Annotated in this window: 12 protein-coding genes; 10 read left to right on the top strand and 2 right to left on the bottom strand. The window is 63.6% G+C overall.

Annotation, left to right across the window (positions count from 1 at the left end):
* Positions 1–821: 821 nt before the first annotated feature.
* Positions 822–1,400 carry a FixH family protein gene (locus HYG81_RS25320; protein WP_180842423.1) on the bottom strand — a complete coding sequence of 193 codons (579 nt, stop codon included), beginning with the start codon at positions 1,398–1,400 and terminating at the stop codon, positions 822–824.
* Between the two features lie 562 nt (positions 1,401–1,962).
* Between HYG81_RS25320 and HYG81_RS25315 the strand changes: the two genes are divergently transcribed.
* The 9 genes from HYG81_RS25315 (at position 1,963) to HYG81_RS25275 (ending at position 13,060) form a co-directional block, all read left to right on the top strand.
* A complete protein-coding gene (locus HYG81_RS25315) occupies positions 1,963–2,724 on the top strand; it encodes an ABC transporter ATP-binding protein (protein ID WP_180842422.1) in 762 nt (253 codons plus the stop codon).
* The gene (locus HYG81_RS25310; protein WP_180842421.1) at positions 2,714–3,988 is read left to right on the top strand and encodes an ABC transporter permease; all 1,275 of its coding nucleotides are present in this window, start codon (positions 2,714–2,716) and stop codon (positions 3,986–3,988) included. Before HYG81_RS25315 ends, HYG81_RS25310 begins: the two co-directional genes overlap by 11 nt.
* Positions 3,985–5,217: an ABC transporter permease gene (locus HYG81_RS25305; RefSeq protein WP_180842420.1), complete on the top strand. Its 1,233-nt coding sequence runs from the start codon at positions 3,985–3,987 to the stop codon at positions 5,215–5,217. The genes HYG81_RS25310 and HYG81_RS25305 overlap by 4 nt, the downstream gene beginning before the upstream one ends.
* Before the next feature lie 130 nt (positions 5,218–5,347).
* Positions 5,348–6,022 (top strand): hypothetical protein, encoded by a 675-nt coding sequence (locus tag HYG81_RS25300; RefSeq protein ID WP_180842419.1) that lies wholly within the window; start codon positions 5,348–5,350, stop codon positions 6,020–6,022.
* 105 nt (positions 6,023–6,127) lie between these two features.
* Positions 6,128–9,019 (top strand): DEAD/DEAH box helicase, encoded by a 2,892-nt coding sequence (locus tag HYG81_RS25295; RefSeq protein WP_180842418.1) that lies wholly within the window; start codon positions 6,128–6,130, stop codon positions 9,017–9,019.
* A gap of 95 nt (positions 9,020–9,114) precedes the next feature.
* Entirely contained in the window at positions 9,115–11,151 is a 2,037-nt protein-coding gene (locus tag HYG81_RS25290) for a PAS domain-containing sensor histidine kinase (protein WP_180842417.1), read from the top strand.
* Positions 11,152–11,230: 79 nt separating this feature from the next.
* The gene (locus HYG81_RS25285) at positions 11,231–11,956 is read left to right on the top strand and encodes a protein sorting system archaetidylserine decarboxylase (protein WP_180842416.1); all 726 of its coding nucleotides are present in this window, start codon (positions 11,231–11,233) and stop codon (positions 11,954–11,956) included.
* A 43-nt stretch (positions 11,957–11,999) separates the two neighbouring features.
* The gene (locus HYG81_RS25280; RefSeq protein WP_180842415.1) at positions 12,000–12,365 is read left to right on the top strand and encodes a DUF7857 domain-containing protein; all 366 of its coding nucleotides are present in this window, start codon (positions 12,000–12,002) and stop codon (positions 12,363–12,365) included.
* A complete protein-coding gene (locus HYG81_RS25275) occupies positions 12,362–13,060 on the top strand; it encodes a MinD/ParA family ATP-binding protein (protein WP_180842414.1) in 699 nt (232 codons plus the stop codon). The genes HYG81_RS25280 and HYG81_RS25275 overlap by 4 nt, the downstream gene beginning before the upstream one ends.
* Positions 13,061–13,098: 38 nt before the next feature.
* Here the strand turns inward: HYG81_RS25275 and HYG81_RS25270 are convergent, their stop codons facing one another.
* Positions 13,099–14,382, bottom strand: coding sequence for a DUF7125 family protein (locus tag HYG81_RS25270; RefSeq protein WP_180842413.1), 1,284 nt, complete (start codon positions 14,380–14,382; stop codon positions 13,099–13,101).
* Positions 14,383–14,679: 297 nt separating this feature from the next.
* On the opposite strand from HYG81_RS25270, the gene HYG81_RS25265 reads away from it, so the two are divergent.
* Positions 14,680–15,693 carry a PQQ-binding-like beta-propeller repeat protein gene (locus HYG81_RS25265; protein ID WP_180842412.1) on the top strand — a complete coding sequence of 338 codons (1,014 nt, stop codon included), beginning with the start codon at positions 14,680–14,682 and terminating at the stop codon, positions 15,691–15,693.
* The last annotated feature ends 5 nt before the right edge of the window (positions 15,694–15,698 follow it).

Here is a 15,698-nt window from a genome sequence, read left to right as displayed (position 1 = left end):
ACACCTACTGATGCTTACCCGACTGCTGACACACGAGTAATAAAATGGCTAATTTTCATTTTGAGCGTACGAAACCGCTGTTAACCAGATCCTGTTCGACAGAGGCGAGTTGATCGTTCAATCTTTCTCGAGAGAGCAGTCAGACCACAGAATCACTATCGAGAAACAGAGTCTCCCCAATAGATCGTGCTTCTCGGATAGCCAAGACAGAAGCGCAGCAGCTAGTCGGTACCATATCGACTACCAACTGCGACAGCAAGAACACGTTTTGTCCCGGCTATTTTGTAGTATATATTCAAGACTATCTCCTGATATTCCTCTCAGAATTTTTAGCAGTACCGACTAGGCGCTGCCATTGTAATTATCTCGGAGACCCCGTTACTCGTCTGCGTGTTCGCTGCGGTTTCGAGAACACCACCGAGAGATTCCGACGAAATAGTGACGGTCTCGAGTCGCCGATCCGCAGTAGAGTGGTGGTCCGTGTGCTCGTCACGAAGACTGCCAACTGCCGCCGTTCGAACTGTACTCGAGTCGTTCATCAGTGATCGGATCCAGTAACATCGCCGGCTAGTCGACAGTTCGGTAATGTGCTCGAGTGGCCGTCGTACCTACTGATCGATTCGCTCTACTGGAGTGACGAATGGGCGCGGATTCCATAGAGGTCAGATACTCTGTCACCGCGATATTTACGACGGGCTGGCCGACGGGTAGCTTTTTTCTCCGACGTACTCTTCTCCCTTCGCTCTTCCTGTCCCCAAACCCGTCCTCGAGGACATGTATTCTGCGGTAAATACGGGTGCGGGAACCGGTGATCGGGTGGATTAGCGCTGCCGGCGTAAGAGCAGCGTTCCGATACCAGCCACCACGGCAGTGCCGACGATGGCGACGCTAAGGGACCCGAACCCGGCTTCGTCAGTCTGACTATCATCGGTTTGCGATTCGCTATCGCCGCCTTCGGTCTGTGAATCGTCACTGGGGTACTCGAGCGTAATATGGTCTCGAACCTCCTTCTCGAAGTGAGTGTGGACCTCCGTCCCTTCGACACTGCCTTCGAGGTGGACGACGTAGTCGCCGGACCCCGTGAAGATGACTGGTGCTTCGTACACGCCCGGTTCCCCGTGTTTCTCACTGAGTTCGAGCGCGGTTTTCTCGCTCTCGGCGGTCTGGACGGACACGGTTAGATTCTCGGCTTGGTCCGTGACTGGCTCGCCTGTCTCGTTATTCACGATCTCGAACTCTACCCACATCCGTTCGCCAGTGATGAGGGGTTCATCCGCACCACCGAAGGTGATGTCATACCCTTCGACGTTCTGTGTCTCATGGGCCATACCCGGCGTCGCGATACCGGTCATCAACACTGCAAGCATTACGAGCGCGATCAGTGGTTTCTTGAACGCCATCCTGTGAGACGATCGTTTAGTAGAAGCATGAAGAATATGGTTCATTCATCGAAAAGGTGGTTCATGTATCGGAAATACACTACAATCGGCCAATAGTATCGGAACTTCGATGGGTACACGGTTTCTCCGCGAGAACCTGTCGAACGTGATCGCTGTATCCGAACCCGATCTTCGAGGACAACTCACCTCGAGGGAGCCGAAACGGTGTCCCGACTGCGGCGTGGCGGTACCCGAACGCGACCCGCTGGTCGACTGGTCTCTTCGAAATTCGACTCCACTCAAAATGATCGAACAAATAAGGGAATCTGACTACCACGGCCGCTAACCTGTACGTCCTCGTTTCAGCGTCGATCCGGCGGACAGTGCATCCCTACCGCGGCGGAACACCCTCGAATAGGCGAACGGCAGACAACCCGATGGAGCGTCGCTGACGCTCGCGTCTCGTGCCGGCTACCCGACCGTTGTCGTCCACGGGAACGCGGGTAGCGCCCGGCTGACAGGGGTAACCGGGTCGAAACAATGAGTCGGTGCGCCGTCCGCTGGCAGTGAGACCCCTGTAAGGATGTTCAACCAATCAGTTCACGAGTCGCGATCGTCGTCGAGGGACCGAACGGATGACCGCGAATCGACGACGGCCGTTCGTCTCGAGGACGTCACTCACCGCTACGGCTCGAGCGGCGGGCGCTTTCGCTCGAGCGACGAGCGGACGGTGACCGCGCTCCGCGACGTCTCCTTCGACGTGCCGACGGGGACCATCGTCGGACTCGAGGGGCCGAGCGGGAGCGGGAAGTCGACGATCCTGCACGCGGTCGCTGGGCTGCTGGTGCCGACGGAGGGCAGCGTTCGGCTGCGCGACACCGACCTCGCGGCGCTCTCCGACGGGGAGCGAACCCGAATGCGGCGACGCCACATCGGGATCGTGTTCCAGCGGTTCCACCTCCTGCCGTCGCTGTCCGCTCGTGCGAACGTCGCGTTGCCGCTCGTGCAGGCGGGCGTCCCCCGGTCCGACCGGCGGGAGCGTGCGACCGATCTGCTCGAGGCGGTCGGGCTGGGTGATCGCACCGCGCACCTGCCCGGCGAACTCAGCGGCGGCGAGCGACAGCGTGTCGCGATCGCACGGGCGCTCTCGACCGATCCGGACGTGATCGTCGCCGACGAGCCGACGGGCGAACTCGATACGGCGACCGGCGGTGACGTCCTCGAACTCCTGACCGATATCGGGCGCGATCGTGCGGTGCTGGTGGCCTCGCACGACGCGGCCACGCTGTCGGTTGCGGATCGCGTCATCACGCTTCGCGACGGGCGGGTGGACGATGACCGATGAGACCGACGGGCTACCCGAGGGCGTCGAGACGAAGCGACGAACGCGGTGGACGGGGCTCGTCGGACTGACACTCAGTCGGTGGTGGCAGCGAGCGACGGGGACGACGGCGGGCCGGATCGTGTCGACCATCGGTGCCGTCGCACTGACGATCGCGTTCCTGCTCGTCGTGACGGGCATCGCGCTGGCGCTGGCCGACGGCGGCGCGACGACTCGAGACGATGCGGACGTCCGTATCACGCCGACCGAGGGGAGCACATTATCGTCCGTCGACGGGGTCGAAGGACCGCGCCTCGGGGCGACGAACGAACGGGCTGGGGCCATCCGCTCACACGACGGTGTCGACCACGCCTCACCGGTGCTCGTCGAGACGGTGCGACTCGAGGCGGACGGCGGCGAGCCGAAAACGGTCCGTCTCGTCGGCGTCGTTCCCGACGGCGAGTCGCGGACCGTCGCGGGGCTGCCGACGGACCGCCTCGAGCCGGGCGATTCACACTACGCGAACGGGTCCTACGACGGCCCGCAAAACGGCGGCATCGTGCTCTCTCACACCGCTGCCGACCGACTCGGCGCGTCCGACGGCGACGAGCTGGCCGTCTCGAGGGGGCCGATGCGGTCGAACGAACTGTCAGTAACGGTGACGGCTGTCGCGGACGCCGAGGGTGAGGAGACCGGTGCCCCGATCGCGCTCGTTCACGCGAGCGAGCTCCAGTCGGTTTCCGGGGCCGACGACGGGCAACTCGCCGATCGAGTGCTGGTCTGGGGCGACTCCGACGCGGCGCAGTCGGCCGCAACTGACGCGTATCCCGACGCGTCAGTCGAGGTCGCCGGAAGCGCCGACCCCGCCGCGCTGTTCGAGGACGGGCTGGCGTTCGCGACCAGCGTCATCGCGCTGATCGTCGGCGTGACGATCTGTGCGTCGTTCGTCGCGACGACCATGGGCATGACCGTCGACGAGGACCGGCGGACGCTGGCCGTCCTCGAGTCGATCGGCATCCCCACTCGCGGCCGGCTCGCCGTGGTCGCGATTTCGACGGGAGTCACCACGTTCGTCGGCTCGCTCGTCGGGATCGGCCTCGGCGCGGCAGGAATCGTCGGCGTCAACGCGATTGCCAGCGCGACCGTCGCCCCGGGAGCGGTCGCGCAGTTCCATCCGTTGTTCGTCCCGTACGCGATCGCCGTCGCCCTCCTGTCGGGCCTCGTCGCCGTTCCCTATCCCCTCGCGGTGGCCGCGCGGACGTCCGTCCTCTCGGAGGTGGGACGATGAGCGTCGGCGGCGCGATCGTTCGAACGCGAGCCGTCATCGGACTCGCGCTCGCACAGCTCCGGCGCTCGCCCGGCCGGACCGTCCTCACCGTGCTCGCGGTCACCCTGGCCGTCCTCTCGGTGACGGTGCTCGCGAGCCTCGGCGTGGGCGTCGTCGAGAAGGGAGAGCAGGGGCTGGACAGCGCAGATCGGGACATCTGGATCTCTCGCTCTCCGGTCGATCCGGCGGCCAGCGGCACTGAAAACCCGATCGTCGGCGCTCACGGGACGGCGGCTCAGCTCACCGCGCGGGACGACATTTCCTCGGCCTCCCCGATCGCTATGTACGACGTCTACCTCGGAACGGACCCGTCGGACCTCGAGCGCAGACCCGCGGTTGGCGTTCAGGAGACCCACGACGGCTTCGACTTCGAGGCGGGCCACGGGTTCGAGGTGGACGAAGAGACCGCCGCGAGTCCCCCGTCCGACGAGCCCCAGCGCGACGAGATAATCCTCGATCCGCGGGTCGCCGACGAACTGGGCGTCTCGGTCGGCGACACGGTCTACGTCGGAACCAGCCGACACACCGCGGCGGCGAACGAGCTCACCGTCATCGGCCTCTCCGGCTACTACTCGCAGTACCTCGGCTCGCCGGCGGTGACGGTCCCGCTGGGCGACCTGCAGGCCATCGCCGGCACGTCGGGGACCGATCGGGCGACGTACCTCACCGCCGACGTGGCGGACGACGCCGACCGCGACGCCGTCGCGGACGACCTGAGCGAGGAGCATCCCGAGTACGACGTTCGGACCAGCGATGAACAGGTGCAGTCGATGCTCGAGGAGCGGACGATGGTGCTCGCGAGCGGCGCGACGCTGGTCGGGCTCGCTGTCCTCGGCGGGATCGTCCTGACGGCCAACCTGTTCGCGCTCGTGGCCCACCAACAACGCGAGGAGCTCGCGGCGCTCCGCGCGATCGGGCTCTCTCGTCGGCTGCTCGCCGGCACGATCGGGACGCAGGGACTCGTTATCGGATTGGCCGGCGGGCTGCTCGCCGTCGCGGTGACGCCGCTGGCCGTGCTCGGGTTGAATCGGTTCTCGGCGTCGGTGATCGGCTTCGAGCGACTCCTCCGGACGCCGCCCGAGATCTACGCCGGCGGGTTCGCGCTCGCGCTCGGGGCCGGAACGATCGTCGCGATCGTCGCCGGCTGGCGGGCCGGCCGGTACGCCCGCATCGAGCACCTCGAGGCTTGACTGCGATCGAGTGCTGCCGATTAAGTAATATCGATCGAGTGGTGTTGACCGAGCGATGCCGGCCGAAGCAGAATCGCTGCCGGCGTTCTCACCCCGAATCCACTTGCCGACTGCGCTCGTACGGATCGTAATGCGACTTCGAACACCCGCCCGCGATCGAGCGACCGCAGCGTCCGGACCGGAATCGACGGCTGACTCCTCGTCGACGGGTGGCCTCGCCAGATACCTTCTCGTCGCCACCGGGGTCTTCGTGCTCGCGTACGCCGTGTCGCGACTTCTGGACTCGAGAGACGCGATCCCCGCAGTCGACGAAATTCAGGAGCGAGCCGCTGAGACCGTCCCCGACGAGGTCCAGAACCGTGCCGTGGACGCCGTTCCCGACGATCGGATCGAGACGATCCGGAACCGAACCAGTCAGACCGTTCCCGACGACATCACGGAGATCGCCATCGAGGGGCCCAGAAGCGAGGCGTCCGAGAGCGAGTCCGATCTCGAGTCGTCTACCGAGACGACCGAGGATGGCGACGAATCCGACGTGACGGGTCTGGACGAGCGCAACGGCGACGAACTCGACGAAAGCGGGACGGATGAGGACGACAGCGCGATCGACGAGACGGAGACGAACACCGGCTTCAGCGACGACCGCTCGGACGAGGAGATCACCGAGCGCGCCGAGTCCGACGTGCAAGACGAACCGGCGGAACCGGGCGAAATGACGGTCGACGAAGACGTCGCAGACGATCTCGTCGATGACGATACTGGCGCGGAGTCTGTCGGCGATCGCGACGAGGAAACCGAAGAGTGAGTCCCCCTCGCGGAGACGAAAGCGAGGCGAAAGACCGCGACTTCAGTCGTGAGTAACTGACCGGAAACGTGGCCCTTATCCGCCGTTCGCCCCTAGCGCGTTTCGATGACAGACGGGGACGTCGCGGCGTTTACGCGCCTCGGATCGACGGTTCGGGGGGCGCTCTCCGAACGCGGCTTCTCGCAGCCGACGGCACCGCAGCGATTGGCGATTCCGCCGCTGTCGGCCGGCGAGAACACGCTGGTGATCGCACCTACCGGCAGTGGCAAGACCGAGACGGCGATGTTACCCGTCTTCGATCACCTCGTGGCAGGTGACGGTGAGCCGAGCACGGCGAGGCGATCCTCGTCGGCGGAAACCTCCGACGGTGGTCCGCCGGAGGGCTTCGGTGCGCTCTACATCACCCCACTGCGGGCGCTCAACCGAGACATGCGCGAGCGCCTCGAGTGGTGGGGCGACTACCTCGACCTCGAGGTCGACGTTCGCCACGGCGACACGACCCAGTATCAGCGGGGGAAGCAGGCGGAGAACCCGCCGGACGTGCTGGTCACGACGCCCGAGACCGTGCAAGCGATGCTCACCGGGAAGCGGTTGCGGGAGGCGCTCGAGGACGTCTCTCACGTCGTGATCGACGAAGTGCACGAACTCGCGGCGTCCAAGCGAGGCGCGCAGTTGGCGATCGGCCTCGAGCGACTCCGGGACCTCGCCGGCCCGTTCCAGCGGATCGGGCTCTCGGCGACCGTCGGCGATCCGGGGGAGGTCGGCCAGTTCCTCACCGGCGGCCGCCCCTGCGAGATTCGCGAGATCGACGTCGGAAGCAACGTCGACGTGACGGTCCGCGAGCCCGCGGTGACCGAGGAGGACGAACGGCTGGCCGGCGAACTCATGACCGAGGCCGACACGGCCAGCCACGTCCGGCTGATTCGGGACCTGGTCGAGAAACACGAGTCGACGCTCATTTTCGTCAATACGCGGCAGACAGCAGAGGCGCTCGGCTCGCGATTCAAGGAACTCGACCTGCCGATCGGGGTCCACCACGGCTCGCTCTCGAAGGAGGCCCGAATCGACGTCGAGGACCGATTCAAGGCCGGCGGGATCGACGGGCTACTGTGTACGTCCTCGATGGAGCTCGGAATCGATGTGGGACAGGTCGACCACGTGATCCAGTACAAGAGTCCCCGACAGGTCACCCGACTCCTCCAGCGGATCGGTCGCGCGGGCCACCGACAGGACGAAGTCTCGAGCGGGACGATCGTCACGACGCGGCCCGACGACACGTTCGAGGCGCTTTCGATCGCCCGCCGGGCCCGCGACGGCGAGGTCGAGCCAGCGGCGATCCACGAGGGCAGTCTGGACGTGGTCGCGAATCAGCTCCCGGCGATCGTCCAGAGCCGTGGAGATACGTACGTCGACGAGGCCGTCGAGACGGTCACGCGGGCGTACCCGTTCCGGACCGTCCCCGAAGCGACCGTCCGCGAGATTATCTCCGAACTGCATCGGAATCGGATCCTCTGGTTCGACGAGGCCGAAGACCGCATCGAGACTACTGGCGGCACCTGGCAGTACGTCTACGCCAATCTCTCGATGATCCCGGACGAGGAGACCTACGAGGTCCACGATATCGCCTCGGGGGGCCAGATCGGGACCCTGGACGAGCGATTCGTCGTCAACTTCGCCCAGCCCGGCGAGGTGTTCATCCAGCGCGGCGAGATGTGGCGGATCGCCGAAATCGACGACGAAGAGGCTCGAGTCAAGGTCAGCCCGATCGAGGACCCCGCGGGCGAGGTCCCGTCGTGGATCGGCCAGGAGATCCCCGTCCCCGCCGCGGTCGCCGGCGAGGTCGGCGAAATTCGGGCCGTCGCGGAGCCCCAACTGGAGGCCGGTGCCGACGCCGCCGCGGTCGGCCGCGAACTCGCGGGCCGCTATCCGTCCGACGAGTACACCCTGACCGAGGCCTGCACCCAACTCGAGCAACAGATCGATGCCGACGCGCCGATGCCGACGGCCGACCGGCTCGTCCTCGAGCGACAGGGACGAACGATCGTGCTCAACGCGCCCTTCGGCCACACGGCGAACGAGACGCTCGGTCGGATCCTCTCCGCACTGCTCGGTCAGCGTGCGGGGTCGTCTGTCGGCCTCGAGACCGATCCCTACCGGATCGAACTCGAGGTGCCCAACTCGATCGCGACGAGCGACGTGCTCGCGGTGCTCGAGGAGACCGATCCCGACCACGTCGAGGCGATCGTCGAACTCGGGCTCAAGCGCTCGGACGCGCTGGCCTTTCGACTCGCGCAAGTGTCGGCGAAGTTCGGCGCGCTCAAGCGCTGGCAGAATCGGGGATCAGGCCGTATCTCGAACGACCGATTGCTGGCGGCGCTCGAGGACACGCCGATGTACGAGGAAGCGATTCGGGAGGTGTTCCACGAGGATCTGGACGTCGAGCGCGCGAGTTCGGTGCTCGCGGGAATCCAGTCGGGCGACCTCGAGTTGGTGACTCACCGCGGTCGGACGCCGATCGGATTGGGCGGTCGCTCGTCGGGCGGCAAGGAGCTGCTCGCGCCCGAAAACGCCGACGCGAGCGTCATCAAGACGGTCAGGGAGCGGATTCAGAACGACCGGGTCATTCTGCTGTGTACCCACTGCACGGAGTGGAAGGTGAAGACGAAAGTCAAGCGAGTACCCGACCAGCCCGAGTGCCCCGAGTGCGGGTCGACGCGGATCGCCTCCCTGAACCCGTGGGCCGACGAGGTCGTGCAGGCGGTCCGGTCTCAGGAGAAAGACGACGAGCAACGGGAGATGACCGAACGCGCCTTCCGGGCCGCGAGCCTCGTCCAGAGCCACGGCAAACAGGCCGTCATCGCGATGGCCGCCCGCGGCGTCGGTCCGCACAACGCCGCCCAGATTATCAACAAACTCCGCGAGGACGAAGCCGAATTCTATCGGGATATCCTCTCGAAGGAGCGCGAATACGCGCGGACGCAGGCGTTCTGGGACTAACAGGTTTCAGGAGCAACGACCGCCGTCCGACCAACTGACTGACTCTCACTACCCGTTCCACAGCGCTTATCTACATTCCGATTAAATTCGGGTCAATGGAGCCCGGCCCGTCAAATGACCCGTCCGTGGCTGCGGACGAGTCCGAAGTCGGTTCGTTCCCCGCCCGGCTGGAGGGGCTACTCGAGGCAGCGGACATCGCGTGCTTTCGAGTCGCACCGACCGGAACGATCGTCGATGGTAACGACGCGTTCACGCGGTTGACGGGCTACACGCGGACCGAACTCGACGAACTGCCGTTCGACGCGCTTTTCGAGGACGGAACGACCCTCGAGTCACTCGTTTCGGAGCTCGACGAAGGGGAGTCGTCGCCGGCGTCGACGCCGGTTTCGATTCGAACGAAGACGGAGACGGTTCCCTGTACCGTCCACCTCGAGCGACGGCCGCAGGACGACACCGAACGGGAGCCAGTGATCACTGGAATCGTCCGCCAACAGCACGTTCCCGCCCGCTCGTCGGCCGCGTCCGACTCCAATCTCACGTACGGCCGAACCTTCGAGGCGCTGGCCAACGCCCTCCCCGACGGCATCATCGTCCTCGATACGGACAGCGACATCCAGTACGCCAACCCCGCTGTCGAGCGCATTCTCGGGCACGACCCCGACGAACTCGTCGGATCGAGCAAGGTCGAGATCATCCCGGAGCGACTGCGCCAGAGCCACCTCTCCGCGCTCCAGCGCTACCTCGAGACCGGTGAGCGAAACATCAACTGGTCCTACGTCGAGTTGCCGGGCCAACACACGGACGGCCACGAGGTCCCCCTCGGCGTCTCGCTCACCGACTTCACCTTCGACGGTGATCGCTACTTCGTCGGCCTCTTTCGGGATATCTCACCGCGCAAGGAGGCCGAGCAAACCCTGACGGAGAAGGTGGTCCAGCTCGAGTCGGTCTCGTACCTCGGCCGGCGCGCCCTCGAGAACGCGGATATCGACGATATGCTCGAGAAGACGACGGAACTGGTCACTGCGGCGCTCGACGCGGAGTACGCGACCGTCTTCGAACACGACGCGGCGGGCCCCGACGGAGCCGTCCTTCGGCTCCGGGCCGGTACCGGCTTCGACGTCGCCGACGGTGAGACGACGCCCGCGGCGGGTTCGATCGCTGCCGCCGCACTGGCGGACGGCGGCCCCGTCGTGATCGAGGACCTCGAGAGCGACCCGCGGTTCGACGGGCCGTCGCTGGTGCCCGACCGCGACGTCCGGAGCGGGATCACCGTCACCATCGGCCCGACAGCAGATCCGTGGGGCGTCCTCGACGTCTACGACACCGATCGACGGGAGTTCGCCGACCACGACGTCGACTTCCTCGAGAGCGTCGCCACGATCATCGCGACGGCGATCGAGCGCCAGGGATACGAGCGACGCCTCAACGAGACGGTTTCGGAGCTCGAGGCCTCGAACGAACGACTCGAGCAGTTCGCCTATGCCGCCTCCCACGATCTGCAAGAGCCCTTGCGGATGATCTCGAGTTATCTCCAGTTGATCGAGAGCCGGTACGCCGCCGAACTCGATGCGGACGGCCGGGAGTTCATCGATTACGCGGTCGACGGCGCAAACCGCATGAGCGAGATGATCGACGGCCTGCTCGAGTACTCTCGAATCGACACGCAGGGCGACCCGTTCGAACCCGTCGACCTCGACGCCGTGCTCGCGGACGTCCTGACAGATCTGCAGATGATGGTCGAGCAATCCGACGCCGAGATCGCCGTCGAGCCGTTACCCGAGGTGCAGGGCGACTCGCGACAGCTCCGCCAGCTGTTCCAGAACCTGCTCTCGAACGCGATCGAGTACAGCGGCGACAAGTCACCACAGGTGGACGTCACCGCCGAGCAGCGCGGTAGAAACTGGGAGATCTCGGTTCGGGACGACGGGATCGGCATCGATCCCGACGATCAAGATCGCGTGTTTCAGGTATTCCAGCGGCTCCACACTCGCGAGGAGTACGATGGGACGGGGATCGGGCTCGCGCTCTGTCGTCGCATCGTGGAACGCCACGGCGGGGAGATTTGGGTCGACGCCGAACCCGGCGAGGGGTCGACGTTTACCTTCACGATCCCGGCCGACGGCTCACGGTAGCGCTTCGGTGACGTCTCCGGCCGCGGTTCGCTCCGTCTCATCCGTAACGGCCATACGATTCGATCCCGTTACCACCGCTATGAACGTCGCGCCGGGGGCCTGGAAGTACGCCATCGTTCCGTTGCTCGCTGCCCCGTTTGCCCTTCTCATCAGCGTTACGGCGAGCCTCCTCGCGCTCGCGGTCGGTGCCGGAACCCTCGCATTCTTTCGCGACCCCGAGCGCTCTCCGCCGCCGACGGGCGTCGTCTCGCCGGCCGACGGGAACGTCTCCGTGCTCCGCGAGGAAGGCGACCGGGTTCGCCTGGGCGTCTTCATGAACGTCTGGCACGTCCACGTCGTTCGCGCCCCCTTCGCGGGTCGCGTCACCGACGTCGAACACGTCTCCGGTGCGAACCGCCCGGCCTTCTCGAAGGAGTCCGATCGGAACGAACGCGTCCACGTCCGCTTCGAGACCGATTCTTCACAACTGCCGTCAGCGGAAGCCGATGGTGACGGGACGGAATCAATCGCAGCGGACGACCCGAACGCCCACCCCGACGAACCCGACCACGACGCCGAGGTAACGTTGATCGCCGGCGCGTTCGCCCGTCGCATCCACCCCTACGCCGAGCGCGGCGACGACCTCGATCGCGGCGAACGGGTCGGCCACATCGCTTTCGGTAGTCGCGTCGACCTGCTCTTTCCGCCGACGGTCGACGTCGAGGATATCGCCGTCGAGATCGGGGACTCGATGACTGCCGGGGAGACCGTCGTGCTCGAGTCATCGGCCGACGCGCTGGCCGGTGAGTTTGACTCCGTCGCCTGATCCGGCAATCACCTTTATACGATATCGAGCGGCCAACACGGCCGTGATCGAACTCGACTGGGAGATCGACCGGACCGAGGGAGTGACGCTGGTTTCGGCGACCGTCGCGACCACCGCGACGACGCCGCAGCGAGTCCGGATCGACAGCCGGCTCGACGGGCCGATCTGGCCCCCCGTTCGCGGATCGGATCCAGCCGCCGAATGGACTGACTCCGGCTGGAACGGGATCGTCGCTCCGAATCAGCGCCGCGGGATCGGCTTCGCGAGCCATGCAGCACCCGTGGAGCCGCCGATCGAAGCGGTCTCCGCTCGGCGGGCCACGATCGATCGGTCGACGAACGCGGCCGACGCGCTCGCGTCACTGACCGCGTGGAAACCGACGACCGACGTTCTCGAACGGCAGCAATGATCGTCTCCGTCAGCGGCGGCAAAGGCGGTGTCGGCAAATCGACGCTCGCAGTGAATCTCGGTCGCGAACTGGACGCAGTCGTCGTCGACGGCGACCTCACGACCGCTGATCTCCCTCGCGGTCACGGCCCAGACCTCCACGACGTGTTGTCCGGACGCGCCGACCCGATCGAGGCGATCGACCGCCGAGATGCGGTTCGCGTCCTCCCGTGTGGGCGAACGCTCGCCGGTGCACGCGCTGCGGACCTGACCGCGTTTCCGCGAGTCGTCAAGCGGATCGAACGCGAGTTCGGCCGCGTCGTCGTCGACTGTCCCGCCGGGCTGGCACGTGACGTAGGCCGACAACTCGAGTGCGCCCAGCTAACCGTCCTCGTGACGACGCCGACCGAGCCGGCTCTGACCGATGCGCTCCGGACGAAGCGGCTCGCCCTCGATCTCGAGACGCCGATCGCAGCCGTGGTCCTCAACAGAGTCGACACTGCGGCCATCGACCGAATCGGTGACCGCGCCGAACGGCACTTCGGCGCGCCAGCGATCAGTATCGAGGAACTGCCGGCGGTCGCTGACGCCCAGGAGCGCTGTCGTCCCGTTTGCGACGTCCATCCCGACTGCCCGGCCGTCGACGCCGTTCGGACGGTCGCACAGCGGATCGAACGCTGCGAGAAACGACTCACCGACCGGATCGGTGTTTACTGATCGATCCAATCTGAGTCTGTTGCACCGTAGCGAGCAGGTCAGAAACCGCCACGGATCGGACCATCCGTCTCGTCTCCGAACTCGAGTTCGATCGGTTCCGTCATCGTCCCGTCGGCTCTGCACTTCGGAACCGAGAGATAGTGCTCGACGTCCGCACTGGCCTCAGGCGTGACTGCCGCGATCTCGAAGACCGCATCGGCCGCGTGCGTCGTCACAGTTCGATTCGACGGTATTGCCGGTCCATTTAGACAGTGTAACAGCCCGATGCTCCCGGTTGCGACCAGCTGTTCTTTGAGGTCGTCGAGAAACGAGACGTACTCGTCCCGATCGTGCCGCTCGAGTGCGTTCACGGGATCGATAATCAGCGTGGACGACGTCGGGAGTTTATCCGCCATCGCCGCCGCCTCAGCGAGCCTGTCCGATCGACTGAGACGGCGAACCGTCGGGTTTCCAGTCGTCGTCGGCACGGTTTCGAGTGCCCGCTGAACGTTGGCTGCCGACCGTTCGGTCGACAGATAGAGCGTCCCGCGGACAGCGGTGGTCTCGGAGAGAACCTGTTCGGAGCAACTGGCCGGCGCGGCAACGACCGCAACCATGGACCCCGGCTCCAGCCCGCCGCCGAACGCCCGATCGAGAGGATCGCATCCGGTCCGCAGCAGGCTTTCGTCGTACGATGGGACCGTTCCATCCCTCGCGGTTCTCGTCGCGACCGTCGCCGCGATATCGTCGTAAGCCGCTCGAGTCACCTCGTCCGTCAGCGGCGATGTCCCGTTCGGGACCCGGCCCAGGACCGGGACGTCGGTCCATGATCTGACTGCCTGTGGGATGCTCTCACATCTGTTCACTACCGTTCCGAGTATCGGTACCTCGAGCCGGCGAGCCATCTCGATCGTCGTCTCCGCGGCGGTGATGCTGCGCTCACTATCGGTCGTGACGACGATCATCCCATCGGCCGCCGAGAGCGGTTCGACGACGTCGGGTCCGGCCCCCGACGGACAGTCCACGAACGCGCGGCCGGTGTCGGACTCGAGCCGTTCAAACACCGCTTCGAAGTCGATCTCGTCCGACGAATCAGGGGCCGACAGCAGCCCCGCGTTCGACGTTCGCGGGCTCGGTTGCACAACCGATTCGACGTTGGCGTCGGACTCGAGGGCCGCGAGCGTCGGCGTCCGATCGACACCGCCTGCGACGTGCAGGTTCGGCAGTTGGCAATCGGCGTCGACCGCGATCGAAACCGTTCCACGTCGACCGACGGCCTCCGCGAGTCCGATCGTCGTAACCGTCGTTCCACACCCTCCTTTTGCGCCGGCAATAGCGATCATACCGACAGTGGCGCGGCATCCTTTTTGAACCTCCGTGCCGGCCCAGAGTGCTGGTCTTTCGTGTTCGTGTGTGCTTGTTGCTCGAGGCAATGAAGACGCCGATAGCCATGCACTATGTTGGGACAGGCCGATCGGCTTTGGCGGCGACATCTTTGGTTTGCATAAAACCTAAGAATTATATTTTATCAAGATAGAAATATTATACGTACTATGGGTCGGAAACCGATTCGAACTCGCCGGAGCTGGTTAGCGAGTTGTGCTGGCGTCACTGCGGGGCTCTCAACTCTCGCCGGCTGTATGAGTGGTGACGAGACGAGTGACGAACCCGAGAACAGCGATCAGCTACCACCCACCAAGTGGCCGATGTATGGCGTCGATCCACAGAATACAGGTCATCATCCGACGGCAACTGGGCCAAGCGGTGAGGATGTAAAAATTCAGACTGTTTTTAAGGCTGATGATGCTATACACAATAATCTTATAATTGATAATGATCAATTATACGCAACTTCAGCCGATGGAAGTTTTCTATCAATAAATATAGCGGAAAACAAATCAGAATGGGAGAAAAATATTAACACTTCGTCTAATGGTTATCCACTTATAATTGATGAACGTATTTATACTGGAATTGATCAAGGGTTAGCTGCAGTTAATCGAAAAAATGGAGAACTTAGGTGGAAACAGGATTCTCTTCTTTGGGAAGTAGCCCCGATCCCAACTAACGTTGGAGTAATCGGCACTCAAAACAGAATTCTCCACCAATTTGATCCCGAAACCGGTAACGATGATACGATATATAATACCCGGCAAAAGTCTGCTAGTTTACCTATCTCAACTGTACCTGCTTTAAATAATGGTGCGGCATATTTTGCTGCAGAAGATACCCTGTTCTCTGTAAATATAGAGGATCGCGAGTTAGAATGGACATTTAAGAACCCTCGTGGAGAATTAATGGGTGAAGTTAATCCAACAGTTGACAATAACACCGTATATATTACTGGGGAAGATGAGAGACTTTATGCTATTGATGTGAAAGATGGATCAAAAAAGTGGTCTATAGATACTTTAGAGAACCCAGGGAGTCCGTCATTAGCAAATAGTGTCGTCTATCTAATGGCCAGTGGTTCTGTTCTTACTGGTGGTGACGTATGGTTGCTTGCTATCGATGTTGATGAACAAAAGATAATCTGGAAGAAAAATCTCGAATCTAGGCTTAAAGAAAAGCCAGTAATCTCTAATGGATCTGTCTACCATTCCAATAGAAATAATATATATGCATTTGACGCAAAAAATGGTGAACTTCAGTGACAGGT

It is taken from the genome of Natrinema zhouii, from assembly GCF_013456555.2.
GTDB lineage: Archaea > Halobacteriota > Halobacteria > Halobacteriales > Natrialbaceae > Natrinema > Natrinema zhouii.
This window is presented reverse-complemented; position numbering and strand designations above follow the sequence as displayed.

Excerpts from the sequence above, each read along its gene's own strand:
- HYG81_RS25300 (WP_180842419.1), top strand. The coding sequence starts at position 5,348 with ATGCGACTTCGAACACCCGCCCGCGATCGAGCGACCGCAGCGTCCGGA.
- HYG81_RS25305 (WP_180842420.1), top strand. The coding sequence starts at position 3,985 with ATGAGCGTCGGCGGCGCGATCGTTCGAACGCGAGCCGTCATCGGACTC.
- HYG81_RS25265 (WP_180842412.1), top strand. The coding sequence starts at position 14,680 with ATGAGTGGTGACGAGACGAGTGACGAACCCGAGAACAGCGATCAGCTA.
- HYG81_RS25275 (WP_180842414.1), top strand. The coding sequence starts at position 12,362 with ATGATCGTCTCCGTCAGCGGCGGCAAAGGCGGTGTCGGCAAATCGACG.
- HYG81_RS25285 (WP_180842416.1), top strand. The coding sequence starts at position 11,231 with ATGAACGTCGCGCCGGGGGCCTGGAAGTACGCCATCGTTCCGTTGCTC.
- HYG81_RS25290 (WP_180842417.1), top strand. The coding sequence starts at position 9,115 with ATGGAGCCCGGCCCGTCAAATGACCCGTCCGTGGCTGCGGACGAGTCC.
- HYG81_RS25315 (WP_180842422.1), top strand. The coding sequence starts at position 1,963 with ATGTTCAACCAATCAGTTCACGAGTCGCGATCGTCGTCGAGGGACCGA.
- HYG81_RS25295 (WP_180842418.1), top strand. The coding sequence starts at position 6,128 with ATGACAGACGGGGACGTCGCGGCGTTTACGCGCCTCGGATCGACGGTT.
- HYG81_RS25310 (WP_180842421.1), top strand. The coding sequence starts at position 2,714 with ATGACCGATGAGACCGACGGGCTACCCGAGGGCGTCGAGACGAAGCGA.
- HYG81_RS25320 (WP_180842423.1), bottom strand. The coding sequence starts at position 1,400 with ATGGCGTTCAAGAAACCACTGATCGCGCTCGTAATGCTTGCAGTGTTG.
- HYG81_RS25270 (WP_180842413.1), bottom strand. The coding sequence starts at position 14,382 with ATGATCGCTATTGCCGGCGCAAAAGGAGGGTGTGGAACGACGGTTACG.